The 22,466-nt window shown below is 64.1% G+C and carries 23 protein-coding genes and 1 pseudogene; 16 read left to right on the forward strand and 8 right to left on the reverse strand.

Going from position 1 to position 22,466, the window contains the following annotated elements; all coding sequences use genetic code 11:
• Positions 1–92: 92 nt before the first annotated feature.
• The 5 genes from JQ591_RS33895 (at position 93) to JQ591_RS33915 (ending at position 4,084) form a co-directional block, all read left to right on the forward strand.
• Entirely contained in the window at positions 93–2,600 is a 2,508-nt protein-coding gene (locus JQ591_RS33895) for a TonB-dependent receptor (protein WP_211400307.1), read from the forward strand.
• Between the two features lie 148 nt (positions 2,601–2,748).
• Entirely contained in the window at positions 2,749–3,048 is a 300-nt protein-coding gene (locus tag JQ591_RS33900) for a hypothetical protein (RefSeq protein WP_211400308.1), read from the forward strand.
• Positions 3,045–3,278: a hypothetical protein gene (locus JQ591_RS33905; RefSeq protein ID WP_211400309.1), complete on the forward strand. Its 234-nt coding sequence runs from the start codon at positions 3,045–3,047 to the stop codon at positions 3,276–3,278. Before JQ591_RS33900 ends, JQ591_RS33905 begins: the two co-directional genes overlap by 4 nt.
• A 169-nt stretch (positions 3,279–3,447) precedes the next feature.
• Entirely contained in the window at positions 3,448–3,615 is a 168-nt protein-coding gene (locus JQ591_RS33910; protein ID WP_211400310.1) for a hypothetical protein, read from the forward strand.
• 61 nt (positions 3,616–3,676) lie between these two features.
• On the forward strand, positions 3,677–4,084 hold the full coding sequence (locus tag JQ591_RS33915; protein ID WP_211400311.1) for a hypothetical protein: 408 nt from the start codon (positions 3,677–3,679) through the stop codon (positions 4,082–4,084).
• Between the two features lie 170 nt (positions 4,085–4,254).
• On the opposite strand, the gene JQ591_RS33920 is transcribed toward JQ591_RS33915, so the two are convergent.
• Both JQ591_RS33920 and JQ591_RS33925 read right to left on the reverse strand, forming a co-directional pair.
• Positions 4,255–4,461, reverse strand: coding sequence for a hypothetical protein (locus JQ591_RS33920; RefSeq protein WP_211400312.1), 207 nt, complete (start codon positions 4,459–4,461; stop codon positions 4,255–4,257).
• Positions 4,462–5,035: 574 nt separating this feature from the next.
• Positions 5,036–5,734 (reverse strand): GntR family transcriptional regulator, encoded by a 699-nt coding sequence (locus JQ591_RS33925; protein WP_211400313.1) that lies wholly within the window; start codon positions 5,732–5,734, stop codon positions 5,036–5,038.
• A gap of 138 nt (positions 5,735–5,872) precedes the next feature.
• On the opposite strand from JQ591_RS33925, the gene JQ591_RS33930 reads away from it, so the two are divergent.
• The 7 genes from JQ591_RS33930 (at position 5,873) to JQ591_RS33960 (ending at position 13,825) form a co-directional block, all read left to right on the forward strand.
• Positions 5,873–6,772 (forward strand): VOC family protein, encoded by a 900-nt coding sequence (locus JQ591_RS33930; RefSeq protein ID WP_211400314.1) that lies wholly within the window; start codon positions 5,873–5,875, stop codon positions 6,770–6,772.
• Positions 6,769–8,391: a bifunctional 3-(3-hydroxy-phenyl)propionate/3-hydroxycinnamic acid hydroxylase gene (locus JQ591_RS33935; protein ID WP_211400315.1), complete on the forward strand. Its 1,623-nt coding sequence runs from the start codon at positions 6,769–6,771 to the stop codon at positions 8,389–8,391. The genes JQ591_RS33930 and JQ591_RS33935 overlap by 4 nt, the downstream gene beginning before the upstream one ends.
• Positions 8,388–9,233 carry a fumarylacetoacetate hydrolase family protein gene (locus JQ591_RS33940; RefSeq protein WP_211400316.1) on the forward strand — a complete coding sequence of 282 codons (846 nt, stop codon included), beginning with the start codon at positions 8,388–8,390 and terminating at the stop codon, positions 9,231–9,233. Before JQ591_RS33935 ends, JQ591_RS33940 begins: the two co-directional genes overlap by 4 nt.
• Before the next feature lie 67 nt (positions 9,234–9,300).
• Entirely contained in the window at positions 9,301–10,278 is a 978-nt protein-coding gene (locus JQ591_RS33945; protein ID WP_211400317.1) for a Bug family tripartite tricarboxylate transporter substrate binding protein, read from the forward strand.
• 121 nt (positions 10,279–10,399) lie between these two features.
• Entirely contained in the window at positions 10,400–11,863 is a 1,464-nt protein-coding gene (locus tag JQ591_RS33950) for a GH1 family beta-glucosidase (RefSeq protein WP_211400318.1), read from the forward strand.
• Between the two features lie 145 nt (positions 11,864–12,008).
• Positions 12,009–13,241: an acetyl-CoA C-acetyltransferase gene (locus JQ591_RS33955; protein ID WP_211400319.1), complete on the forward strand. Its 1,233-nt coding sequence runs from the start codon at positions 12,009–12,011 to the stop codon at positions 13,239–13,241.
• Between the two features lie 281 nt (positions 13,242–13,522).
• On the forward strand, positions 13,523–13,825 hold the full coding sequence (locus JQ591_RS33960) for an HU family DNA-binding protein (RefSeq protein ID WP_007601427.1): 303 nt from the start codon (positions 13,523–13,525) through the stop codon (positions 13,823–13,825).
• Positions 13,826–13,895: 70 nt separating this feature from the next.
• Here JQ591_RS33960 and JQ591_RS33965 read toward each other — a convergent pair whose 3' ends face one another.
• The 5 genes from JQ591_RS33965 to JQ591_RS33985 all read right to left on the reverse strand — a co-directional run bounded on the left by JQ591_RS33965 (position 13,896) and on the right by JQ591_RS33985 (position 17,800).
• Complete coding sequence (locus JQ591_RS33965) at positions 13,896–14,051, reverse strand: hypothetical protein (protein WP_211400320.1); 156 nt, start codon at positions 14,049–14,051, stop codon at positions 13,896–13,898.
• Between the two features lie 5 nt (positions 14,052–14,056).
• Positions 14,057–16,474 (reverse strand): endopeptidase La, encoded by a 2,418-nt coding sequence (gene lon, locus JQ591_RS33970; protein ID WP_211400321.1) that lies wholly within the window; start codon positions 16,472–16,474, stop codon positions 14,057–14,059.
• 8 nt (positions 16,475–16,482) lie between these two features.
• The gene (locus tag JQ591_RS33975) at positions 16,483–16,866 is read right to left on the reverse strand and encodes an Hsp20/alpha crystallin family protein (RefSeq protein WP_007601432.1); all 384 of its coding nucleotides are present in this window, start codon (positions 16,864–16,866) and stop codon (positions 16,483–16,485) included.
• 155 nt (positions 16,867–17,021) lie between these two features.
• On the reverse strand, positions 17,022–17,588 hold the full coding sequence (locus tag JQ591_RS33980; protein WP_211400322.1) for a ferritin-like domain-containing protein: 567 nt from the start codon (positions 17,586–17,588) through the stop codon (positions 17,022–17,024).
• 56 nt (positions 17,589–17,644) lie between these two features.
• Entirely contained in the window at positions 17,645–17,800 is a 156-nt protein-coding gene (locus JQ591_RS33985) for a hypothetical protein (protein WP_211400323.1), read from the reverse strand.
• An 89-nt stretch (positions 17,801–17,889) separates the two neighbouring features.
• Between JQ591_RS33985 and JQ591_RS33990 the strand changes: the two are divergent.
• The 3 genes and pseudogenes from JQ591_RS33990 to JQ591_RS34000 all read left to right on the forward strand — a co-directional run bounded on the left by JQ591_RS33990 (position 17,890) and on the right by JQ591_RS34000 (position 21,128).
• A pseudogene (locus JQ591_RS33990) lies at positions 17,890–18,515 on the forward strand (MarC family protein).
• Positions 18,516–18,674: 159 nt separating this feature from the next.
• Complete coding sequence (locus JQ591_RS33995) at positions 18,675–19,328, forward strand: L-fuculose-phosphate aldolase (RefSeq protein WP_211400324.1); 654 nt, start codon at positions 18,675–18,677, stop codon at positions 19,326–19,328.
• A 12-nt stretch (positions 19,329–19,340) separates the two neighbouring features.
• Complete coding sequence (locus tag JQ591_RS34000; protein ID WP_211400325.1) at positions 19,341–21,128, forward strand: chloride channel protein; 1,788 nt, start codon at positions 19,341–19,343, stop codon at positions 21,126–21,128.
• Positions 21,129–21,178: 50 nt separating this feature from the next.
• Here the strand turns inward: JQ591_RS34000 and JQ591_RS34005 are convergent, their stop codons facing one another.
• Positions 21,179–21,436, reverse strand: coding sequence for a DUF2798 domain-containing protein (locus JQ591_RS34005; RefSeq protein WP_211400326.1), 258 nt, complete (start codon positions 21,434–21,436; stop codon positions 21,179–21,181).
• Between the two features lie 301 nt (positions 21,437–21,737).
• Between JQ591_RS34005 and JQ591_RS34010 the strand changes: the two genes are divergently transcribed.
• Complete coding sequence (locus JQ591_RS34010; RefSeq protein ID WP_211400327.1) at positions 21,738–22,151, forward strand: hypothetical protein; 414 nt, start codon at positions 21,738–21,740, stop codon at positions 22,149–22,151.
• The last annotated feature ends 315 nt before the right edge of the window (positions 22,152–22,466 follow it).

Genomic DNA, 22,466 nt, shown 5'->3' on the forward strand with positions numbered 1-22,466 from the left:
GTGGCTGGCGCACTCATTGCCGCCGATTACACTCGTCTCAGCCAACCGGCGAAGATCAAAACAGCCGGCGGTTACGGATGGGAAGGCAGGGGATGGGCAAGGTTCATTGGTTCAACACTCTTGGGTTCGAGGCTCTTTCGTTCAAGCGTCGTTTGTTGATGGCCTCGGTTTCGACCGGGCTGGTGTCGGGATTGGTCTTCGCGATCCCCGCAGGGGCCGCGCAGGACGAGGAAACCAACGTCCAGAACCTGCCGCCGGTCGAGGTGACGGCGCCGCCGCCGTCAACGGCGCGGCGCACCGCGTCGTCGCGTCCGGTCGCGCGCGTCGGGGCACCGTCATCCGCCAGCCCCAAGACGCGTCTGTACGTCTACCCGACCGCGCCGGGCACCGGCAGAGGTCTCGACGTCGACAAGGTTCCGTCGGCGGTCAACGCCGTCGACGCAAGCCAGATCAAGCGCACCGGCTCGCTGAACATCACCGACGCGCTTCGCGACAACATCGCCGGCGTCAACATCAGCGAGGTCACCGGCAATCCGTTTCAGCCGGATGTCGAATTCCGCGGCTTCGTTGCCTCGCCCGTGACGGGCACGCCGCAAGGCCTCGCAGTGTATCAGAACGGCGTTCGCATCAACGAAGCCTTCTCCGACGCCGTCAACTGGGACCTGATCCCGACCGCGGCGATCCGGTCGGTGACGCTGGTGACCAACAACCCCGCCTTCGGCCTCAACGCGCTGGGCGGCGCGATCAATCTGCAGATGAAGGACGGTTTTACCTATCAGGGCGCGGAGCTTGATCTCATGGGCGGCTCGTTCGGCCGTATCCAGGGCTCGGCGCAATGGGGCAAGACGGTCGACAAGAACTACGGCATCTATGCCGCGCTCGAAGGCCTGCACGACAACGGCTTCCGCAATTTCTCCCAATCGGACGTGCGGCGCTTCTACGGCGATGTCGGCTACAAGGCCGGCGACAGCGAATTCCACGCCAACATGGGCGTCGCCAAGAACGATTTCGGCGCCAGCGCCACCGTTCCCGCCGAGCTGCTCGACAAATATTGGGGCGCGACCTACACGACCCCGCAGACCACTTCCAATCGCGTCGGCTATCTCAACCTGACAGGCAAGGTCGATGCGACGCCGACCTGGACGCTCGAAGGCACCGCGCATGTGCGCAGGTACGAGCAGAAGCTCGTCGACGGCAATCCGACCGACGCGCAGGAATGCACCGATCCGGGGCTCGCGGGTCTTCTTTGCTTCGGCGACGGCGCGACACCGGCAAACGGCACGAACGGCCTGCCGCTTGCCAATCCTTTCGCGTCCGGGACCATCCTCGGCGAGATCGACCGGAGCTCGATACGTTCGACCACGTTCGGCGTATCAGGGCAGGCCACCAACACCGATCAACTGTTTGGCCACGACAACCGCTTCGTGATGGGCGCAACCTATGACGCCAGCGTCACGCGCTATAACGCCACCGCCGAGATCGGCACGATCGGAGAAAACTACGTCGTCAGCGGCAGCGGCCTGTTCCTGGGGCCGACCGGCGCGCCGGACCCCGTCGCCGGTCCCGTCTCGCTGCGGACCGTCAATCAATATAACGGCCTGTACGCAATGGACACGTTCAACGTCACCGATGCGTTTGCCGTGACGGGCGGCGGCCGCTTCAACGTGGCGCGCATCACGCTGGAGGATCAGCTCGGGGCCGATCTCAACGGCGATCACACCTTCACCCGTTTCAATCCGGTAATCGGCGGCACCTACAAGATCACGCCGGGGTTGACGGCCTATGCCGGCTATTCCGAGGCCAACCGCGTGCCGACTCCGCTGGAGCTCGGCTGCTCCGATCCAGCCCGTCCCTGTCTCATTGCCGCGTTTCTCGTCTCCGATCCGCCGCTGAAACAGGTCGTGTCAAAGACCGTGGAAGCGGGCCTGCGCGGCAGCAGGGAGCTGAACATCGGCACGCTCGGCTGGAAGCTCGGCGGATTCCGCGCCACCAATTACGACGACATCGTCGCCATCCCAGTCCCCGGGCGCACCGGCTTTGGCTATTTTTCCAATGTCGGCCGCACCAGGCGGCAGGGCCTCGAGGCCGAAATCAACATCAAATCGCCGACGCTTCAATTCCAGGCGAGCTACGCCTTCGTCGACGCGCGCTTCCTCGACGCATTGACCATCGGCTCCAACAGCCCGTTCGCCGATGGCGACGGCAACATCCAGGTCTCGCCCGGCAACCAGCTCCCCGCGATCCCGCGCCACCGCGTCAAGATCGGCGTCGACTATGCCGTCACCGACGTCTGGAAGGTCGGCGGCAACGCGCTGTTCGTCTCCAGCCAATATCTGGTCGGCGACGAGTCCAATCAGTATGCGAAGCTGCCGTCCTATACCGTGTTCAATCTCCACACCTCCTACCAGGTGACCAAGAACGTCCAGCTCTACGGCAAGATCGACAACATCTTCGACAAGCGCTACGCGACCTACGGACAGTTCTTCGACCGCGAAGCCGTGCCCAACTTCACCAATGGCGGTGCCGAGTTCACCGACCCGCGCTCGCTCAGCCCGGCACGGCCGCGGGCGTTCTATGCGGGGATGCGGGTGACGTTCTGATCTGGCCACAAGCCCCGGCCATGTGGGTGACGAGGAGGCCGGTCTTCGCCGGCGCGGCGTGCCGCCACGGATGTGTTCTACCTAAAGCCGATTGACTCATTGTTCATGTTTTGTTCTTATGCTGCTCGTCCAGCCAAGGGAGCGAGCCATGGACAACCGCATCAACGAAATCCGTAAGATCATCAGGGCATTACGCGTCAGCATGCGCGAGGCCGAGGCCATCATGCATGAGCAGATCAACAGGGACGAGGACTGCAGCTTCGTCGCGGGCGAAGTCATGAAGATGCGCACGGTGATGAGCGGGCTCGTCCGGGAGCGGGCCGCGCTCGGCGACACCGACCCGATTGTCGTCGCCAGCCTGTTCGTTCCCCGCCGGCGGCCGATGCCATCGCGCGTCAGTGTTGAGAAGCGCCGCCTTGTTCCGCCGCGAGAGGCGGTACGGGCATGAAGGGGGAGAGGACGACCTACTTCTCCGACATGCAGGAGCCGCCGGAGTTCCTGAAGGCTCTCGATCATGTGAGGCGCCTGTCTTGTCTCGAAGGCTGGTGCCGCATGCACATCGAGGCCATCCAGGTCGCGATCGATCAGTACGCGGAGGCGGCTCTCGGCAATCGGGAGTTCTTCCTCAACAAGCCACACAGCATCGGCGGAAGTCGGAGCAACAGCGACGTGCCGTGACAGCGGTGCATGTCAGCGTGTCGACCTTTTGACACGTCCGATGATCCCGCGCGCCGGCGAAGCTTGGCGCCGCGTTGTCTTTACCGCTCGGAAACCATAGCAAATGATCCTAAAATTGTAACGAAACTGTTTGGCTGTCTGTGCGTCGGTTCGTCGGAGGGCCCGTCCGATGACAGAGCACCAGTTGAGAGATCACGAAGTCCAGATCGCGCGTTACAGGCGCTTGGAGCTGGAGGTGACCGATCCGCTGGCCGCGTGTCTGCTTCACGGCATCATCGAAGACCTCGAAGCCGAGCTGCGCAGGGACAGACCGGATTGGCACGGGCCGCGCGATTAACGCTTTGTTAGCGCCGATCATGCGGATGATACGCGAGGGAATACCAGGGGAGACTGCTCCCATGCTCAAGGACGGCACCTATTCGGCGTGGTACAAGACGCCGCTCGATCAAGGCACCGGCATAGTCCATGTCGCGGATGGACAGATCTGGGGCTGCGACAGCCTGATGACCTATCACGGTTCCTGCAAGGTCGATGGAGACCGCTTCACCGCCACCGTGTCGACGAAGCGCCATACCGACGGACGCGCAACGGTCTTCGGCGTCGACGACGAGCTCACGCTGGACATCGAGGGAAACTGCCCGGGCAAGGTCGCGACCTACACGGCGACGGCAGCGCAAGTGCCGGGAATGATCCTCGAGGGCACGCTGATGCTCACGGAACAGCAGGCGCCCGCACCTGAACCAACCCGGCGGGTGGCGCCGTTCAATCCCGACAAGCTGCCAAAACTGCCGAAGCGCTCGCGCTGAGCGAGGAAGCAAGCGCGCCAGCGCGGCGGAAGTACCTTATGTCTGCTTCTGACCGACGGCAGACATTCCGGAATGTCTAAGTTCGCCAAGCAACGAAAATAGTCCCGTCGCTGATCGTGGCAACCCCGAGCCAATTTATCCGCGCCGGACTCTCGCCGTCATCAAGCAGCTCACTGCGAATAGGAAAGCTGATCTTCCGTGACGACGCGTTCAATTTTCTCCGACTTGCACTTGATGCGGTATCGGAGACGTCCATCGGCCTCGATGGGCATATGCTGGATGATGGTGTAAACCATCGGTGGCTCGGTTGCGGCACGACCTTGTGGGCCTTGGGGCTGGTGGCGAACGTCTTCATTCAGCTTGTAGGCATACGACATATATCTACCTCGAAATTCACAGTAGCGCGGGGCCGGTCGTTGTGTCCTGTCAGGACAGGCGCTTAGTCAAGCGGTAGGGGTTACCACAGTCTCAAGCGGTTAAACCGCGTCATAAGCCGGTCGTTCTCCTGCTTGACTGGTGCAGGCGGACAATTGCCTAGAGCGGAGCGGCGATGGTTGCACCATACGCCACATTTGCGAACTTTGGTCGTAAATTCTGAGCGGTTTACGGCATTCTGTAAGCATGCGGGCCCGCGTCTCGAAGGGAACTGACAACTTCCTTGCCGGATTGGGCAGGGAATCCCGATGACGGTGGAAGTTGGTATATCGGCTTTGGGGTAGGTCGGCCGACGATCGCCTTGGGCCCTTTCGGCCAGCCTTGTCGTATCCGGCGATTCTGTATCCTCAGCCTTCGGCTCGCCCGCTGCTCAAACGACCCGCGATTCGCCATAGTCCCGCCGCAAGAGCATCACTCCGCAGCAGCATCAATGTCGGACAAGGTCTCGCGTCGCCAGTTCGCGAAAATCGCGGGATTGTCCGCAGCCGGGCAGCGCTCTATGCCTCCGAGACCAAGCTACGCCAGCAATCCGTCGAGGTCGGAATAGATGACGTCGGCGGTGCGCTGATAGTGCTGCTGAAGCAGGCGCACGGCCTGCTCGCTGTTCTTGGCGAGCACCGCCTGAAGGATGTGACTATGCTCAGCACCGACCTTGCGCGCCGGATAGGCCTTCGCAATCGACATCATGCGATAGCGATAGAGCCGATCGGCGAGTTGCTCGCAGAAGCCGAGCAGCGGCCGTGAACCGCAAAGACCGATCAGCGTCGCGTGGAACGCGCGGTGCACCTTCTCCCAATCCGGATTGTCCTCGAATGTATCGGGCTTGAGCGAACGCGGCGTACGATCGAGCCGGTGATGCGCAACCAGCAGCGCCTCTTCCCAGGTCTGGGTCGCATTCTCCATGGACTCGCGAAGCGCCAGGCCTTCGACCCAGCACCGCGTCTTGGTCAGCTCCTGAAGCTCGTCCTTGCTGACCTCCTTCACATAAAAGCCGCGCTGCTCCATGCCGACGACGAACTCTTCCGTGGTCAGGCGGTTGAGCGCCTCGCGCAGCGGGGTCTGTCCGACATTGTACTGCTCCATCAGGAAGCGCGACTGCAGCTTGCGTCCGGGTTCCAGCCGCGTGGTCAGGATGTCGGCTTTCAGGCGCGCATAGATCGTCGTCGCCAGTGTGGCCGGCTGGTCCGCCCTAGGGGTTTGCAGGTCTGAGCTCATGAGCGTTCCATCGGAATCGTCGATCCTTTCTGTACATTAGCAGACTTCGGGGCTATAATTTATAAATTTGTACTTTACGATCGCTTTTATACATATTATGGACTCGCCACTGTTCGCGCGTCCTGGCGAGGAAGCACAATGTCCGATTTTTCGGTGGCGGCCCTGCGCAGCGTCGAGATCACGACGCCGCACCCCACAGCTTCGGTCGATTTCTACACGGGGGTCTGGGGCCTCGACGTCGCGGCGGAAGCGGACGGCACGGTCTACCTCGCGGCGACGGGCGGCGACTTCCACGTTCTCGAGCTCACGCCCGGCGAGACGACCTCGCTGCGCAAAGTCAGCTTCCGCACCCGGTCGCGCGAAGACCTGCATCGCCTGTTCGAACGCACGCGGCGGGCAGGCTGCGAGGTGGTCAGTGTGCCCGCGCCATCGCCGGCACCGTCGGGCGGCGAAAATTTTGTGGTTCGGGAGCCGCAGGGCTGCGCCATGGAGTTTGTCCATGGCGACCGCACCAAGGCAGCGCGCGTGGTGGCGGACCGGCCGGAGCGGCTCGCGCATGTCAACATCAACAGCGTCGATGTCGAAAAACTCGCGGCATTCTACCAGGAGACGCTCGGCTTCCGCTTGTCGGATCGGTCAAAACTGATGGCGTTCCTGTGCTGCAACAGCGACCACCACGCGGTCGTGCTCGCGGAAGCCCCTCGCAACGGCCTCAATCACGTTGCCTTCCTGATGCCTGATCTGGAGTCGGTCATGCGCGGCTCCGGCCGCATGCTGGACCACGGCTATCCGATCGGTTGGGGCGTCGGCCGTCACGGCCCGGGCGATAATGTGTTCGCCTATTTCGTTGATCCGACCGGCGCAGTCATCGAATACACCGCCGAAGTCCTGCAGATCGACGACAGCTACGTCGCGAAAGGTCCAGGCGATTGGGTCTGGCCGCCGGGACGAACGGATCAGTGGGGCATTGCTCCGCCCAAGTCCGACGCCTGCAAGACGGCGCAGCTCGCCGTTCCCTTCACGACGGCGCGCGCATGAAGGCAGCGGCCGCCACCGACCATGACGTGCTCGTCGTCGGCTTCGGGCCGACTGGCGCCGTTGCCGCGGGTCAGCTCGGCCGCCTCGGTCATCGTACGCTGGTGATCGACCGTCTCGCTGACGTCTATGACAAGCCGCGCGCGATTGCGCTCGATCACGAGATCTTTCGACAGTTCGACAATATGGGCCTCGCCGAGGCGATCGCGCCCCATGTCGAGCCCTTCACCGCGTCAGAGCATTTTGGCGTCGACGGCCGGTTGATTCGCCGTGTCGACATGGTCGCAAAGCCCTATCCGCTCGGCTACACGCCGAGCATGGTGTTCAGCCAGCCCGCGGTCGAGGCCGAGCTGCGTCGCCACGCGACAAGCTTTTCCAATGTGCGCGCCGAGCTCGGCGTCGAGCTGATTGATCTCGTTCAAGCCTCCGACCGCGTCGAAGCCAAGTTGAAGGAAACCAACGGAAAGCGCCGTTCCGTGACCGCGCGCTATGTGCTCGGCTGCGACGGCGCCTCGAGCACGGTGCGCGAGATCGCAGGGCTTGGGCTCGAGGACCTCATCTTCGACGAACCCTGGCTCGTGGTCGACGTGCGCGTGAACGAGAGCGCGCTTCACAAATTGCCGCAATGCTCCGCGCAATTCTGCAATCCGGCGCGCCCGGTGAGCTTCCTGATTGGCCCGAAGAACCACCGCCGCTGGGAGATCATGCTGCTGCCGGGCGAGGACGCGCGGCAGATGGAGCGGCCGGAGAATGTCTGGAAGCTGCTCGCGCCCTGGCTCACGCCGCAGGATGGCGACTTGTGGCGGGCGGCCTCCTATCGTTTCCACGCCCTCGTTGCAGGTGTCTGGCGCAACGGCAGAATCCTGATCGCCGGCGACGCCGCACATCAGCAGCCGCCCTTCATCGGCCAGGGTATGTGCCAGGGCCTGCGCGATGCCACGAACCTCGTCTGGAAGCTGGATCGGGTGCTCAGGGGCGTGTCTTCCGACAGCCTGCTCGATAGCTACACGGTGGAACGCAAAGCCCACGTGATCGAGCTGACCGGCAAGATCAAGGCGATCGGCCAGTCGATCTGCGAACGCGATCCCGTCGCGGCCCGGCGGCGTGATGCGCACATTCTGGCCGAAGGCGGCGGCAAGCCACTCCAGATCACGCGGCAAGAGATCATTCCGCCGCTGCGCGGGGGCCTTCTTGCAAATCGCGAAGGGCCGGCACGTGGCACTCTGTTTCCACAGCCGCGCATCGCGAGCGCCGGTACGGTCCGCCTGCTCGATGAGGTGACCGGACCAGGCTTGCGCGCGTTCGTCGACGGCCGCCGCTCTGACGCCGCGGCTCTCCTTGCTCTCTGCACTGCGTGCCCTGACCTGTTTGCAGCGGCCATCGCACCCGCCGGCTCCGGCGCACCCGATGCGCTCCAGGAGACCGAGGGCGTGCTCGCGAGCTGGTTCGACCGTCACGATGCCGTCGCCGCGATCGTGCGGCCCGATCATTACGTTTTCGGCACGGCGCGCGCCGCCGCCGAACTCGGCGATCTCCTGCGCGAGATCGGGGCGCGTCTGCACGACGCCCCAGCCGGGCGAGACAACCCCAATTCTGATCCGACAATGGAGAGAACACCGTGAAACTGGCAACTGTAGCGATCGACGGCCGCACCACCTGGGGCTTGGTCGAAGGCGAGACCTTTTTCGATGTCGGTGCTGCGCTCAAGGCGCGTTACGCCGACCTCAAGGCTGCCATCGGTTCGTCGCTGGCCGGCGTTGCGGATGCAAAATCCGCGGCGACTGCCGTTCCGGTCTCCAAGATCAAATGGCTGCCGGTCATCCCGAACCCGGACAAGATCCTGTGCGTGGGCCTGAACTACGAGACCCACCGCAAGGAAACCGGCCGGGCCGAAGTCGAGCATCCCACCATCTTTTCGCGCTATGCCAACAGCCAGACCGGACATCTGCAACCGATCGTGCGGCCGCGCGTCTCGACCGACCTCGACTTCGAAGGCGAGCTTGCGGTCATCATCGGCAAGGCCGGCCGCTACATCTCCCGCGCCGACGCCATGAGCTACGTCGCCGGCTATTCATGCTACAATGACGGCAGCGTCCGCGATTTCCAGCGTCACACCCATCAGTTCACGCCGGGCAAGAATTTTCCTGATACCGGCGCATTCGGGCCCTGGATGATGACGCCGGACGAGCTCGGTCCGCTTGGCGAGCTCAAGCTGGAGACCCGCCTCAACGGACAGGTCATGCAGGAAGCGCGGATCAAGCAGATGATCTTCGATATCCCGCGCCAGATCGAATACTGCTCCACCTTTACGCGGCTCGAGCCCGGCGACGTCATCGTCAGCGGGACGCCGGGAGGCGTCGGTGCGCGGCGCGAGCCACCGCTCTGGATGAAGCCCGGCGATGTCGTCGAGATCGAGGTCGAACGCCTCGGCGTGCTGCGGAATGTCGTCGCAGACGAAGCCTGATCGAAGGCTGCTGTCGGCGTAGAACGACCAATAAAGGCCCGCAATGGGGCTTCCAGGGAGGAACACCATGTCCGGACTATTCCGTCGTCTGCTGCTCGCCGGCGCGACCCTTTGCCTCTCCTTTCCGGCAGTCGCACAGTCGTGGCCGCAAAGGCCCGTGACGGTCGTCGTGCCACAGCCTGCGGGTAACAGCCCGGACGTGATGTGTCGCCTTATCACCGAGAAGCTTTCCCGGATCTTCGGGCAGCAGTTCATCGTCGAGAATCGTCCGGGCGCAGCAAACCTCGTCGGCACGCAATCGGTCGCCCGTGCGGCTGCGGACGGCTACACATTCCTGTTTGCCACGTCCGCCGCGCTCGTGACCAATCCCTACACTTTCAAGAAGCTCCCCTATGATCCCGTGAAGGACTTCGTGCCGGTTGCGATGGCGGCCAGAAGCAATCACGTCCTTCTCGTCAATCCCGAGGTGAAAGCCAACTCGCTGCCGGAATTGATCAAGCTGGAGAAATCGGCGCCTGGTTCGTTGAGCTTGGCCGTCGACGGTGCACGCAACCTTTCGGGTCTGATTGCTCAAGCCATCAACAAGAACGCCGGAACCAGCTTTGTCCTCATCCCCTACAACACGACCACGAATGCGGTCCAGGATGCCATCTCGGGTCGTATCCAGGTGACGATCCAGGCGGCATCCATCGCCGAAGCCTTCATCAAGGCAGGGACGCTTCGACCGATCGCCGTTGCCGGAACCAAACGGATCGACTCCCTGCCGGACGTTCCCGCGATCTCGGAGACGCTGCAAAGCGTCGATCTCCAGGGCTGGTTCATGTTCATGGCGCCGGTTGGCACGCCCGTGGACATCGTCGAAAAGCTGAGCGCCGAGATTGCGCGTGCCCTGGAATCGCCTGACGTGCGCGAGCGAGCTCCCACCCTCGGCTTCGACGTCCGTATTGGTGATGCGGTGACGCCTGCGGGCGCAAAGCGTTTCCTCGAAGACCAGCTCGCCTCTTCCGGCAAGATCATTCAGGGGCTGGGCATCGAACCTGAATAGCGGCCTGCAGCGGGCGTGTCCTTCCGCATTTTTGCATCGTCAACTCTCGGTTCGACTGCTTCTCAAACCGCCCTTGACCGGCCATTGTGCGGCCGCAACAACCATCTCGGGGGCAGCTTCAATGTCGGACAAGGTCTCGCGTCGCCAGTTTGCCAAGCTGGCGGGATTGTCCGTGGCCGGAGTCGCAAATTCTGTGGAAGGTGCTGAAGCCAAGCCGGCCGCCATGCCGCGCGGTGGAAACGGCTTTCCGACGGGCTTTGTCTGGGGCACGGCCACCTCGTCCTATCAGGTCGAGGGCGCGGTCAACGAGGACGGGCGAGGAGCCTCGATCTGGGACAAGTTCGTCCGTATTCCCGGCAAGATCGAGGACGGCACCACCGGAGATCGGGCCAACGAGCACTATCACCGCTACAAGGAAGACATCGCGCTGATCAAGGAGCTCGGCTGCAAGGCCTATCGCTTCTCGGTGGCCTGGCCGCGGCTGTTTCCGGACGGCGACGGCAAGCCGAACCCGAAGGGGCTCGATTTCTACAACCGCCTGGTCGACGAGCTCCTCAAGAACGGCATCGAGCCGTGGCTGACGCTTTATCATTGGGACCTGCCGCAATCGCTCCAGGACCGGTTTGGCGGCTGGCGCTCGACGGAGACCTGCAAGATCTTCGGCGACTACGCGGCCTATGTCGCCAAGCATCTGACCGATCGCGTCAAGAACGTGTTCACGCTGAACGAGAGCGGCCGCTTCGTCCATTTCGGCTACGGCATCGGCATCGACGCGCCGGGCGTGACGCTGCCGCAAGCCGAGGTCAACCAGATCAGGCACAACAGCGCGCTCGCGCACGGGCTCGCGGTGCAAGCGGTGCGCGCCCACGGCCACCGCGGCACGCGGGTGGGGCCGGCCGAGAACATCGACGCCTGCGCGCCCGCCATCGACACGCCGGAGAACGTCCGGGCCGCGGAGATCGCGCTACGCGAGATGAACGCCGGCTATCTCAACGTCATCATGACGGGCCAGTATACCGACGCCTTCCTGAAATTCGCCGGGCGTGACGCGCCGAAATACACCGATGCGGAGCTGAAGATCATCTCTTCGCCGGTCGATTTCCTCGGCCTCAACATCTACGCGCCGCAGAATTACGTAGTGGCCTCCGACCAGGGCGCGGGCTTCATGCCGCTGCCGATCCCGAAATCGTTCCCGCACATGAGCTCGGACTGGCTGCGCGTCGGCCCCGAGACGATCTACTGGGTGCCGAAGCTGGCCGCGAAGATCTGGAAGACGGACGCGATCTATATCAGCGAGAACGGCACCTCCGGCGACGACGTCGTGACGCCCGACGGCAAGATCTACGACACCGATCGCATCATGTATTTGCGCAACTACCTCGCACAGCTTCAGCGCGCCACCGCCGAAGGCGTGCCGGTGCGCGGCTATTTCCTCTGGAGCCTGATGGACAACTTCGAATGGGTGTTCGGGCTCAACAAGCGTTTTGGGCTCTACCACGTCAATTTCGACACGCAGGTGCGTACGCCGAAACTCAGCGCCAGCTTCTATCGCAACGTGATCGCGAAGAACGCGGCGGGGGCGTGATTGCTCCCTCGCCCCGTTCTTGCGCGCCGTGACGAGCTTCGCCCGCGCTGAGAGGGGTGGGGGAAGGGGTCGCCTCGGTGCGCATTGACTCCCTTCGCCTCCTGATTCAAAACGCCTCTAACCATTCAAAAAGAGGACAACGCCAATGACCGACGCACTCATCATCGATGCCTGCCGGACACCGCGGGGCGTCGGCAAGGCCGGCAAGGGGGCGCTCTCGGGCATTCATCCGCAGCAGCTGGGAGCGACCGTGCTGCGCGCGCTCGCGACGCGCACCGGCATCGACACCGCCGACGTCGACGACATCGTCTGGGGCTGCAGCGCGCAGGTCGCAACGCAAGGCGGCGATCTCGGCCGCATGTCGGCGCTGGACGCCGGCTACGACGTGCGCGCGAGTGCCGTGACGCTCGACCGCTTCTGCGGCTCCGGCATCACCAGCGTCAACATGGCCGCGGCCTCGATCATGTCGGGCACGGAGGACCTCGTCGTCGCCGGCGGCTGCGAGATGATGTCGATGGAAGGACGTCGCGGCGGCGGTCCGATGATGATGGACAACGGCAATCTGCGCCTGCGTGCGCGGCATCCGCAGTCGCATCAGGGCGTCTGCGCCGACGCGATCGCGACCATGGAAGGCATCACGCGAAGGGACGTCGACGCGCTCGGCCTCGAAAGCCAGAAGCGCGCAGCCTTTGCGATCGCGAACGGCCACTTCAAGAAGAGCCTCGTGCCGGTGCATCGCGAGGACGGCAGCCTCGCGCTCGACCATGAAGAATATCCGCGGCCGCAGACCACGATGGAAGGGCTGAGCGCATTGAAGCCCGCATTCCCCGCGGTCGCCGACCATGCGCTCGACGACAAGGGCACGACCTATCGCGGCCTCATCCTGCAGAAGTACCCCGATCTCGAGATCGACTTCATGCACCACGCCGGCAACTCGTCCGGCGTCGTCGACGGCGCCGCCGCGATCCTTCTGGCTTCGCCCGCTTACGCCAAGGCGCACGGCCTGAAGCCGCGCGCCCGCGTCGTTGCGATGGCGAACATGGGGGACTCGCCGACGCTGATGCTGAACGCGCCGGTGCCGGCGACGCGCAAGGTGCTGGCGAAGGCGGGGCTGACCATCGACGACATCGACCTGTTCGAGATCAACGAGGCCTTTGCCGTCGTGGCGGAGAAATACATCCGTGACCTCAAGCTCGACCGCGCCAGGGTCAACGTCAATGGCGGCTCGATCGCACTCGGCCATCCCATCGGCGCCACCGGCTCAATCCTGATCGGCACCGTGCTCGACGAGCTCGAACGGCGCGACTTGAAGCGCGGTCTCGTCACCATGTGCGCGGCCGGCGGCATGGCCCCGGCCGTCATCATCGAACGGGTCTAGCCTTATTTTCCAGGGTGAATCGCGACCGGCCTTTCACAAAGAGGCCGGTCGTCGCTTGTCGAAAGCATCGAATCAGCTTTAGCAAGGCTGCGTGCGGGCCTTTGAAACAAGGTAAAATCCGCTGCCTGAGGCTTCTCCCGCTCCGGAAGTGGCTAAAAAGCAGGGTTTTTTGCCACAGAGGGCCAAAAAAGCCCGTAAAACCCCGACAAAACTGTGCAGAAGGCTATAGGCCTTCACCGGTTGGTCTAATATGCAGCCGTCAACGAATCAGAGGAGACACGATGGCCACCCAAATGTCGAAATCGCAGCTGATCGAAAAGATCGCGACCACCACCGAGCTTTCCAAGCGTGACGTCAAGAGCGTCATGGAGACGCTGACCGACGTCGGCCACAAGGAGCTCAAGAAGAACGGCCTGTTCCTGGTGCCGGGCTTCGCCAAGTTCGTGGTCATCAAGAAGCCCGCGACCAAGGCGCGCAAGGGCACCAACCCGTTCACGGGCGAAGAGATGATGTTCAAGGCCAAGCCGGCCCGGAAGATCGTCCGCGCCCGCCCGGTCAAGGCTGCCAAGGACGCAGTGGGCTAACAACGCGAAGGCCCCCTCGACCGAGGGGGCCTTTTGTTTGGGGCTGCCGCGAGGACTTGAGACGGAGGGCTCAACCCTTGCGGCGCTTCACCCGGACCGGGACCGGCTGAAGCCGCGGTCCTGGCGCCGCCAGCGCATCGCGAACCCCGTCGATGGCGCGATCGAGCAACTGGCGCAGCCGCTGCGCCTTCCGCGATCGCTTTGCTCGTTCCAGCAGTTTCTTCATCGCATTCACTCCGCCGCTTCGACCTTGGCCTCGATCTTGGCCTCGGCCGGCTCGAGCGCCGCGGCGATGGCCTCGTCGACGCGCTCCAGCCAGATGAATTCGAGCTTGTCCCGCGCGCTCTGCGGGATGTCGTCGTAATCCCGCTTGTTGCGCGCCGGCAGCATCACCCGCTTCAGGCCCGCGGCTGCTGCCGCCACCACTTTCTCCTTGATGCCGCCGACCGGCAGCACCAGCCCGCGCAGCGAGATCTCGCCGGTCATGGCGGTGTCGCTGCGCACCGTGCGATTGGTGAGCAGGGACGTCAGCGCCGTGAACATCGCAACGCCCGCGCTCGGCCCGTCCTTCGGGGTAGCGCCCGCCGGGACGTGAACGTGGATGTCACTCTTCTCGAACAGCTGCGGATCGATGCCGAGCTGCACGGCTTTGCTCTTCACCAGCGTCAGTGCCGCCTGCACGCTCTCGCGCATGACCTCGCCGAGCTGGCCGGTCAGGATCATGCCGCCCCGGCCCGATACGCGCGAGGCCTCGATGAACAGGATGTCGCCGCCGACCGGCGTCCAGGCAAGGCCGGTGGCCACGCCTGGAATGCTGGTGCGCTGCGCGATCTCGCCCTCGAAGCGCGGCTGGCCGAGCACGGTGCCGATGTCCTTCGGCGTCACCACGACCTTTACAGCCGTGCCCTCGGCGACCTGCACCGCGGCATGCCGGAACAGCTTTCCGATCTCGCGCTCGAGGTTACGCACGCCGGCCTCGCGGGTGTAACCCTTGACCACCAGCTTCAGCGCCTCCGGCTCGATCTCGGCTTGCTCCGGCTTCAGGCCGTTGGCCTCGAGCTGCCGCCGCACCAGATAGCGCCGCGCGATCTCCAGCTTCTCTTCCTCGGTGTAGCCGGCGAGGCTGATCAGCTCCATGCGGTCCAGCAGTGGGCCCGGGATCTGGTCCAGCATGTTGGCGGTCGCGATGAACACCACGCGTGACAGGTCGAAGGGCACGCCCAGGTAATTGTCCCGGAACGTCCCGTTCTGCTCGGGGTCGAGCACCTCCAGCATCGCGGCGGAGGGATCGCCCTGCACGCCGCGGCCCATCTTGTCGATCTCGTCCAGCATCATGACGCAGTTCCGGGTGCCGGCCTTCTTGATGCCCTGGATGATGTTGCCGGGCAGCGCGCCGATATAGGTGCGCCGATGGCCGCGGATCTCGGCCTCGTCATGCACGCCGCCGAGGCTGACGCGCACGAAGGGACGATCCATCGCGCGTGCGATGGATTGGCCGAGCGAGGTCTTGCCGACGCCGGGCGGCCCGACGAAGCACAGGATCGGCGCCTTGCCCTGCGGCGCCAGCTTGCGCACCGCCAGATATTCGATGATCCGGGTCTTGATCTTCTCCAGGCCAAAGTGATCAGCGTCGAGGATGCGGCGGGCTTCCTTGATGTCGATCGGCTTCTCCGCGGGCAGCGCCCACGGCAGCTCGATCAGCCAGTCCAGATAAGTGCGAACCATGCCGGCCTCGCCGGCGGCCTCCGGCATGCGCTCGTAGCGCCGCAGCTCCTTCTTCGCATGCGCGTCCGCCTCGGGCGGCATGTTGGCCTTGGCGATGGCAGCGGTCAGCTCGGCGACCTCGGCCGCCTTGCCGTCGCCTTCGCCGAGCTGGCGCTGGATGGTCGCCATCTGCTCGCGCAGGATCGCCTCGCGCTGCCGCTCGTCGAAGCTGGCGCGGGTCTGCTGGCCGATCTCGTTGCTGATGCGCAGCACCTCCAGCCGTTCGGCCAGATGCTTCGACACCTTCTCGACGCGCAAAGCGAGGTCGATGGTCTCCAGCACCTCCTGCTTGTCCTGCGGCTTGATGTCCATGAACGAGGTCGCCAGGTCCGCCAGCGCGCCGGGCGCGGTGGTGCCCTGGAACATCGCGACCAGCTCGGGCGGCGCCTGCGGCAGCAGCTCGATCGCCTCGATGGCCTGGCGCTGCAGGTTCAGCGCGCGCGCCTCGATCTCGGGCGAGCTCGTGGTCGGCTCCGGAATCTGCTGGATCCGCGCGGCCGGGAACGGCGTCCCCGGCAGGAAGTCGAGGATGCGCGCGCGCTGCACGCCCTGGCAGACGATGTGATGGGTGCCGTCGGGCGCGGTGATGTAGCGCACGATGTTGGCGATGGTCGCGACCCGGTAGAGGTCGTCCGGCCCGGGCTCCTCGGTCTCGGGGCTGCGCTGCAGGACGATGCCGATCGGCCGCTGCTCGCGCAGCGCCTGCTGCGCGGCGGCAACCGACTTCGGCCGCGCGATCGCGATCGGCGCGATGGCGCCGGGGAACAGCACCATCTCGCGCACGGGGATGATGATCAGCGCGTCTTCGGGGATTTTCACGTCGGGATCGCCCTGGGGATTCGTCTGGGGATTGGTCTGTGCGGTGTTCATTGGTTCGGTGGCCATGATCGACCTCAGGATTTGGCGAGGCGCAGCGCGACGCAGCCGTCCATCACGAAGCGGCTGATGGCGTAGCGGCCAACGGGCAATGCAATGCGGCGCTCGAAGCGGCCCTGCGGCAGCTCGAGCCGGTGGATGCGGGCGTTGCGAAGCTCCGGCGGAAGAGTGCGCTGGCCGGAGATGACGAGCACACCGTCATGGATCACCGTTTCGACATTGTCGGGATTGACGCCGGGAAGCGCGACCAGGATCAGGAGCTCATGCTCGGTTTCGAGCACGTCGATCGGTGGCTCCCAGCAGGCTTCCTGGCGGCCGAACTGCTGGCGCAGCCGTTCGGCGCGGGTCAGCGAGTCCAGGGCTTCGGACAGCATCCAGTCGAGGGGATTTTTGGGTTGCATGATGCGGGCTCGGCGGTGGGGAATGCTGCATATGGGGCCGGTTCCCGAGAATTCCAGCCCGGCGGCGCGGAGGTGCCATGCGGATCGTGCGATCCGAAAAGACAAGCGCCGCGGCCTTCCGGGCCGCGGCGCTCCGTTGTCATGCGATGTGCGGCTCAGGCCGCTTGGCGGTATTCCTCTTCCGCCTCGAGGTTGATCACGGAGGTGGCGAGCTCGGTCAGTGCGTGATCGGTCGCCTCTTCCTCGTCCAGTGTCGCCTGGAGCAGCCTTGCGGCGTCCTGCATGCCGAGCTCCTCGGCCCAGGTGCGCAACGTGCCGTAGCGGGAGATTTCGTAGTGCTCGACCGCCTGCGCGGCTGCGAGCAGGCCGGCGTCGAGCGCAGGAGCGTTCTTGAACTCCTTCATGATCTCGGCCCCTTCGTCGGTGATGCCGTTGATCGCTTCGCAAGGCTTGCCGCGGGCAGGCTTGCCCAGCATCTTGAAGATCTGGTCCAGCCGTTTGACCTGGCCCTGCGTCTCGCGCAGATGCTTGTTGAAAGCCGCCGCAAGCTCCTTCGAGTGGGCAGCCTTGGCCATCTTGGGCAAGGTCTTGATGATCTTGTTCTCGGCGAAATAGATATCCTTGAGCGTATCCAGGAACAGATCGCTCAACATCTTCGGCGCCTGACGCGGGCGCCGCGCCGCGGTCTTCTTGGTTGCGCGTTTCTTTGCTCGTTTGGCCATACATCCTCCTCTTGAGGTGACACGGGAAGGCATCGCCTTCCGCAATCCTCAAGCGATCAAAACCTTTCGGAGAACGAAAGTTCCAAACTGCGATCTGCGCTCGCCACGCCATGTACGAGGACCGCACCGAGCAGGAAGGCTCCGATGAACCAGAGCCAGGGCAGGTCGGCCGAGAGGTGGCCCGGCAACATTCCAATTCCACTGTCGCTCATTGTGGATCTCCGGTGATTTTCAAAGCGGTTCTGCCCGGCTAAGTCAGTCCGCCAGCCATCGTCCCTGCGTCCACGGAGCTCACCGAGACATGATCGACTTCACCCTGTCGGCCTTCGTGACGCTGTTGCTCGTGATCGATCCCGTGGGCCTTGCGCCGGCTTTCCTCGCCGCGACCGGAGGCATGCCCGACAAGACCAAACGCACCATCGCGCTGCGCGCGCCGCTGATTGCGGCGTCGATCCTGGTGGTGATCGCCCTGATCGGAAACTGGCTCCTGCGCCAGCTCGGGATCGGCATCCCCGCCTTCCAGATCGCCGGCGGGCTGCTGCTGTTCGGCGTGTCCTACCAGATGATCTTCGGCGACCGTCCGCATCGCGAGGCCCGCGAGGCCGACAAGGCAACCTCGGAGCATGCCTTCGACGTCGCGGTGTTCCCGCTGGCGATCCCGATGATGGCCGGTCCCGGTGCGATCGCGACCACGCTGCTCCTTTCGGGCGATGCCGGTTACGGGGCGAGGCTCGCGATCATCATCGCGGTCGTGCTCTGCGTCTGCCTCATCTGCATGGTCTGCTTTGCCTCCGCCAACCTGATCGCGCGGACCCTTGGGCGCACCGGCAACGCCGTCCTTTCGCGCGTGCTCGCATGCTGCTCGCCGCCTATTCGGTGCAGTTCGTGATCAACGGGATCGTGGCGGTCCGGGCAAGCTTGCCGTAGGGCTGCGACAATCTGTTAATGCGTTGATTTTCATGTTTATTTCATGATGCCATGAGGCGACTGGCAGGATCGCGCGCGATCCGGCCTGCTTTCTCTTGCGCTGCCACATTGCTTTGACGTACTCCCCCTTTGACAGGCGCCCATCGTCAGGAAATCGAGATGTCGATGACAGCGGACGAGCTCGACAAGAGACAGGCCATCATCGGCGCCTGCCGCCGCATGAATGCGCTCGGCATCAACCAGGGCACCTCGGGCAATATCAGCGTCCGACATGTGGACGGGCTTCTGATCACGCCGACCAGCGTGCCCTATGACGTCATGACGCCGGACCAGATCGTGTTCATGGCGATGGACGGCTCGCATGCGCCCACTCAGAAGCCGTCCAGCGAGTGGCGCTTCCACCTCGACATCCTGAAGGCCCGGCCCGACGTCAACGCCGTCGTCCACGCCCATCCGACCTATTGCACCATCCTGGCGATCATGGGCATGGAGATCCCGCCTGTGCACTACATGATCGCAGCCGCCGGCGGCGACAGCATCCGCTGCGCGCCCTATGCCACCTTCGGAACAATGGAGCTGTCCAAGCATGCAGTGCGGGCGCTGGAGGGCCGACTTGCCTGCCTGCTCGACCATCACGGCATGATCGCGGTCGGCAAGTCGCTGGACAAGGCGATGTGGCTCGCCGTCGAGGTCGAGACGCTGGCGCGGCAATATCACGGCTGTCTCCAGATCGGAGACCCGCCGCTGCTTTCGAGCGCCGAGATCGAGCAGGTCCGCCAGCGCATGTCCGGTTACGGCATGTCGGAAGGGTAGGGCGGGCAGAAGGTGTTCGTGCGGATCAGACATCTCACCGATCGCAAGGGGACGAACCGTGTCATGGTTCGGCTGCGGGCGCTGCTGCGCAGCAACGAATTCTATCTGATCCCGCTGGCGCTGGTGATCGGCACGCTTGCCGGCGCCATCGTGACGCTGATGGCCGAGATTGCGCAGATTGCCCATATGGTGATCTACGGCATTCCCATCGACGTCCGCCTGTCCGCCAATACCCGCGTCAGTCCCTGGGCCGCATTGATCGCGCCCGCGCTGGGCGGGTTGGTGCTCGGTATCATGGAGTGGTGGCGGCGGCGGCTGAAGATCTCCAGCGCGGTCGATCCGATCGAGGCGAACGCCCTGCGTGGCGGCAATCTGTCGATGCGCGACAGCGTGGTGGTGTCGAGCCAGACGCTGATCTCGAACGGCTGCGGCGCGTCGGTCGGCCTCGAGGCCGGCTATACCCAGATCGGGTCGGGTATCGCCTCGCTGTTCGGCAAGTTCTTCAATCTGCGTCGCAACGATCTGCGCCTGATCGTCGGCTGCGGCGCTGCCGCTGCGATCGCGGCGGCGTTCGGTGCACCGATCACCGGGGCCTTCTACGCCTGCGAGCTGATTGTCGGCGTCTATTCGGTCGGCAGCGCCGCCCCGATCCTGGCGGCCTCGCTGGCCGGCGCCCTGACCGCGCAATGGCTCGGCGGCGCACCGTACTCTCTCGAAATACCGAAAGTCAGCTCGGTCGGCGTCGAGCAATATCTGGCGCTGATCGGGCTCGCGCTCATCACCAGCGGCGTCGGCATCGCTGTGATGCGCTCGTCATCGATGTTCGAGCGCCTGTTCAAATGGCTGCCGGTCTGGCTGCGCCCGGTGATCGGCGGGCTCATCGTCGGCGGCTTTGCGATTCTCACGCCGCAGGTGCTGGCGGCCGGCCACGGCGCCATGGTGCTCGATCTCTTTCACGACATGACGATCGGCCTGATTGCGCTGATCATCGCCCTGAAGGTGACGGCCTGCCTGGTCTCGCTCGCCTCGGGCTTCCGCGGCGGACTGTTCTTCGCCTCGCTGTTCGTCGGCAGTCTGATCGGCAAGTTCTTTTCCGCGGTGCTGCTGCTGATCAGCCCGAATTTCGTGATCGACCCGTTGGTCGCGATGCTGACCGGCATGGCGACGCTCGGCGTCGCCATCGTCGGCGGTCCCTTGACCATGTCGTTCCTCGTGCTCGAGATGACCCGCAACGTCGACGTCACCGCCGTGGTGCTCGCCGGCTGCATCGTCACCTCGATCTGCGTCCGCTTCATGTTCGGACACTCCTTCTCGACCTGGCGCCTGCATCTGCGCGGCGAGACCATCCGCAGCGCCAACGACGTCGGCTGGCTGCGCAACCTCACCGTCGAGCGGCTGATGCGCTCCGATGTCGGCAAGGTGCCGTCGACCACGACCATCGCCGCGGTTCGCCGCGAATTCGTGCTGGGATCGCGACCCGGGATCGTCATCGTCAACAATGCGGACGAATATGTCGGGCTCGTCCTGCTGCCGGACCTGTTCTCGGGCGATCTCGACAGCATCGCCGACGAAATCCAGGTGATCGAGCTCGCCCGCCTGACCGAGATCGTGCTGATCCCGGAAATGAACGTGAAGTCGGCGATGGCGGTGTTCGACGAAGCGGAAGCCGAGATGCTGGCGGTGGTCGATTCCACCGACAGCCGCAAGGTGGTCGGCTTCCTCACCGAGACCTTCGCCCGCCGCCGCTATGTCGAGGAGATCGACAAGGCGACGCGCGGCGTGCTGGGGGCGCTGTCGTAAGGTCACGCGGAAGCGGGACGGCGGGCGTCATGCGCCGCCGTCCACGCCTTCTATCGGCCTGGTTGCGAGGGAGCAGCGACGACGCAAGCCACGATCCGGCGGACCAGTGGCAGCACCATCAGCAGCGTCGGAAAGGCGACGAGCCATGACAGCGCCCAGGCGCCCGGCCAGGTCGCGAGAAACGCCGGCGTTGCGCCGAGGCTTCGGAGCGTGGAAATGACCGACACCACGGCCGTCATGAGGATGGACAGCACGAATGGCATCACGATCGGCGCATAGCGCGCCGGCAGTTTGCGAACCGCAATCATCTGAGTTCTCTTTGGAATAGGACGCGTCAGTCACGTTGAACCTGAAAATGGCATCGATCCCGACGGCGTCGGTTGATGCGTTGGTTCACGTAAAACGCTTACGGCGACCGAAAAACGGTGCGTCTGTTCATTATCCGCTCATGTTGGATGGTTCAAGCTGGATCCGGTCGTTCAGTTTACAATCGTTCAAAGCGTGGCAGATTGCCGCGATCACGAAACCATTTCAGTGGTTTGCGCATTATGTCTCGTTTGCTTATGTCGCTTTGGACGAGAACAGAGGCGAGAACAGAGGAAGGTCAAGATGAGTGATGGACCGATGATTTCCGCAGCCGGCCGCAAACTTGCGCTGGCCGCGTTCGCAAGCCTGGTATTGGTGACGGCCTCTACTGCCCCTTCAGCTGCGACCTCGTCCACGCTTCCGGCCAAGGCTGACAAGGCTGACGAGGCTGTTGCCGCGGGTCCGGCCGCGTCCAGTGCCACCGATTTCAGCGCCGCGCGCCGCCACCGCTATTATCGACGAGGTCCGAACGCTGCAGGCCTCGCCTTCATGGGCGTGGCGGCAGGTCTGATCGGCGGCGCGATCGCAGAGAGCAGGCGTCAAGAGTACTACGAGGACCACTATTACTATGGTGGCCAGCGTCCTTACTACGGCGGGCAAGGTTATTACGGCGGCGGTCCTTACTACGGTCAGCGCGGCTATTACCAGCCATACTAGGCGACCGTTGTCGCCATAGGCTGGACAGGCCGCGATCCGGGGTCGTCATCGGCCCGATCTGCGGGAAGCCCGCCGGATTTCGCCAAAGGGGCGGTGCTTTGCACCGCCCCTTTTTGTTGCTTTCCGGCAACGGGTTCCCCTGCGTCCACTCTGCGTCGCCCTTCTGTCAATCCATACGCACAAAAAGATTCCGCTTTACCGAAATTCGGAAATGGCGTATGTGTCGCCCATCCCGGCCCATCCTTGAGGGGCGATCTTGTGGTCGTCATGTTCGCGAGCCGGGCTTGCGGTGGACGCGGCAGCGTTCGGGTGCGA

This window comes from Bradyrhizobium canariense, from assembly GCF_018130465.1.
Taxonomy (GTDB): domain Bacteria; phylum Pseudomonadota; class Alphaproteobacteria; order Rhizobiales; family Xanthobacteraceae; genus Bradyrhizobium; species Bradyrhizobium canariense_C.

Bases quoted from the DNA above. Each gene is read 5' to 3' on its own strand.
- JQ591_RS33895 (WP_211400307.1), top strand. From the start codon at position 93: ATGGGCAAGGTTCATTGGTTCAACACTCTTGGGTTCGAGGCTCTTTCG.
- JQ591_RS33900 (WP_211400308.1), top strand. From the start codon at position 2,749: ATGGACAACCGCATCAACGAAATCCGTAAGATCATCAGGGCATTACGC.
- JQ591_RS33905 (WP_211400309.1), top strand. From the start codon at position 3,045: ATGAAGGGGGAGAGGACGACCTACTTCTCCGACATGCAGGAGCCGCCG.
- JQ591_RS33910 (WP_211400310.1), top strand. From the start codon at position 3,448: ATGACAGAGCACCAGTTGAGAGATCACGAAGTCCAGATCGCGCGTTAC.
- JQ591_RS33915 (WP_211400311.1), top strand. From the start codon at position 3,677: ATGCTCAAGGACGGCACCTATTCGGCGTGGTACAAGACGCCGCTCGAT.
- JQ591_RS33920 (WP_211400312.1), bottom strand. From the start codon at position 4,461: ATGTCGTATGCCTACAAGCTGAATGAAGACGTTCGCCACCAGCCCCAA.
- JQ591_RS33925 (WP_211400313.1), bottom strand. From the start codon at position 5,734: ATGAGCTCAGACCTGCAAACCCCTAGGGCGGACCAGCCGGCCACACTG.
- JQ591_RS33930 (WP_211400314.1), top strand. From the start codon at position 5,873: ATGTCCGATTTTTCGGTGGCGGCCCTGCGCAGCGTCGAGATCACGACG.
- JQ591_RS33935 (WP_211400315.1), top strand. From the start codon at position 6,769: ATGAAGGCAGCGGCCGCCACCGACCATGACGTGCTCGTCGTCGGCTTC.
- JQ591_RS33945 (WP_211400317.1), top strand. From the start codon at position 9,301: ATGTCCGGACTATTCCGTCGTCTGCTGCTCGCCGGCGCGACCCTTTGC.
- JQ591_RS33950 (WP_211400318.1), top strand. From the start codon at position 10,400: ATGTCGGACAAGGTCTCGCGTCGCCAGTTTGCCAAGCTGGCGGGATTG.
- JQ591_RS33955 (WP_211400319.1), top strand. From the start codon at position 12,009: ATGACCGACGCACTCATCATCGATGCCTGCCGGACACCGCGGGGCGTC.
- JQ591_RS33960 (WP_007601427.1), top strand. From the start codon at position 13,523: ATGGCCACCCAAATGTCGAAATCGCAGCTGATCGAAAAGATCGCGACC.
- JQ591_RS33965 (WP_211400320.1), bottom strand. From the start codon at position 14,051: ATGAAGAAACTGCTGGAACGAGCAAAGCGATCGCGGAAGGCGCAGCGG.
- lon (WP_211400321.1), bottom strand. From the start codon at position 16,474: ATGGCCACCGAACCAATGAACACCGCACAGACCAATCCCCAGACGAAT.
- JQ591_RS33975 (WP_007601432.1), bottom strand. From the start codon at position 16,866: ATGCAACCCAAAAATCCCCTCGACTGGATGCTGTCCGAAGCCCTGGAC.
- JQ591_RS33980 (WP_211400322.1), bottom strand. From the start codon at position 17,588: ATGGCCAAACGAGCAAAGAAACGCGCAACCAAGAAGACCGCGGCGCGG.
- JQ591_RS33985 (WP_211400323.1), bottom strand. From the start codon at position 17,800: ATGAGCGACAGTGGAATTGGAATGTTGCCGGGCCACCTCTCGGCCGAC.
- JQ591_RS33995 (WP_211400324.1), top strand. From the start codon at position 18,675: ATGTCGATGACAGCGGACGAGCTCGACAAGAGACAGGCCATCATCGGC.
- JQ591_RS34005 (WP_211400326.1), bottom strand. From the start codon at position 21,436: ATGATTGCGGTTCGCAAACTGCCGGCGCGCTATGCGCCGATCGTGATG.
- JQ591_RS34010 (WP_211400327.1), top strand. From the start codon at position 21,738: ATGAGTGATGGACCGATGATTTCCGCAGCCGGCCGCAAACTTGCGCTG.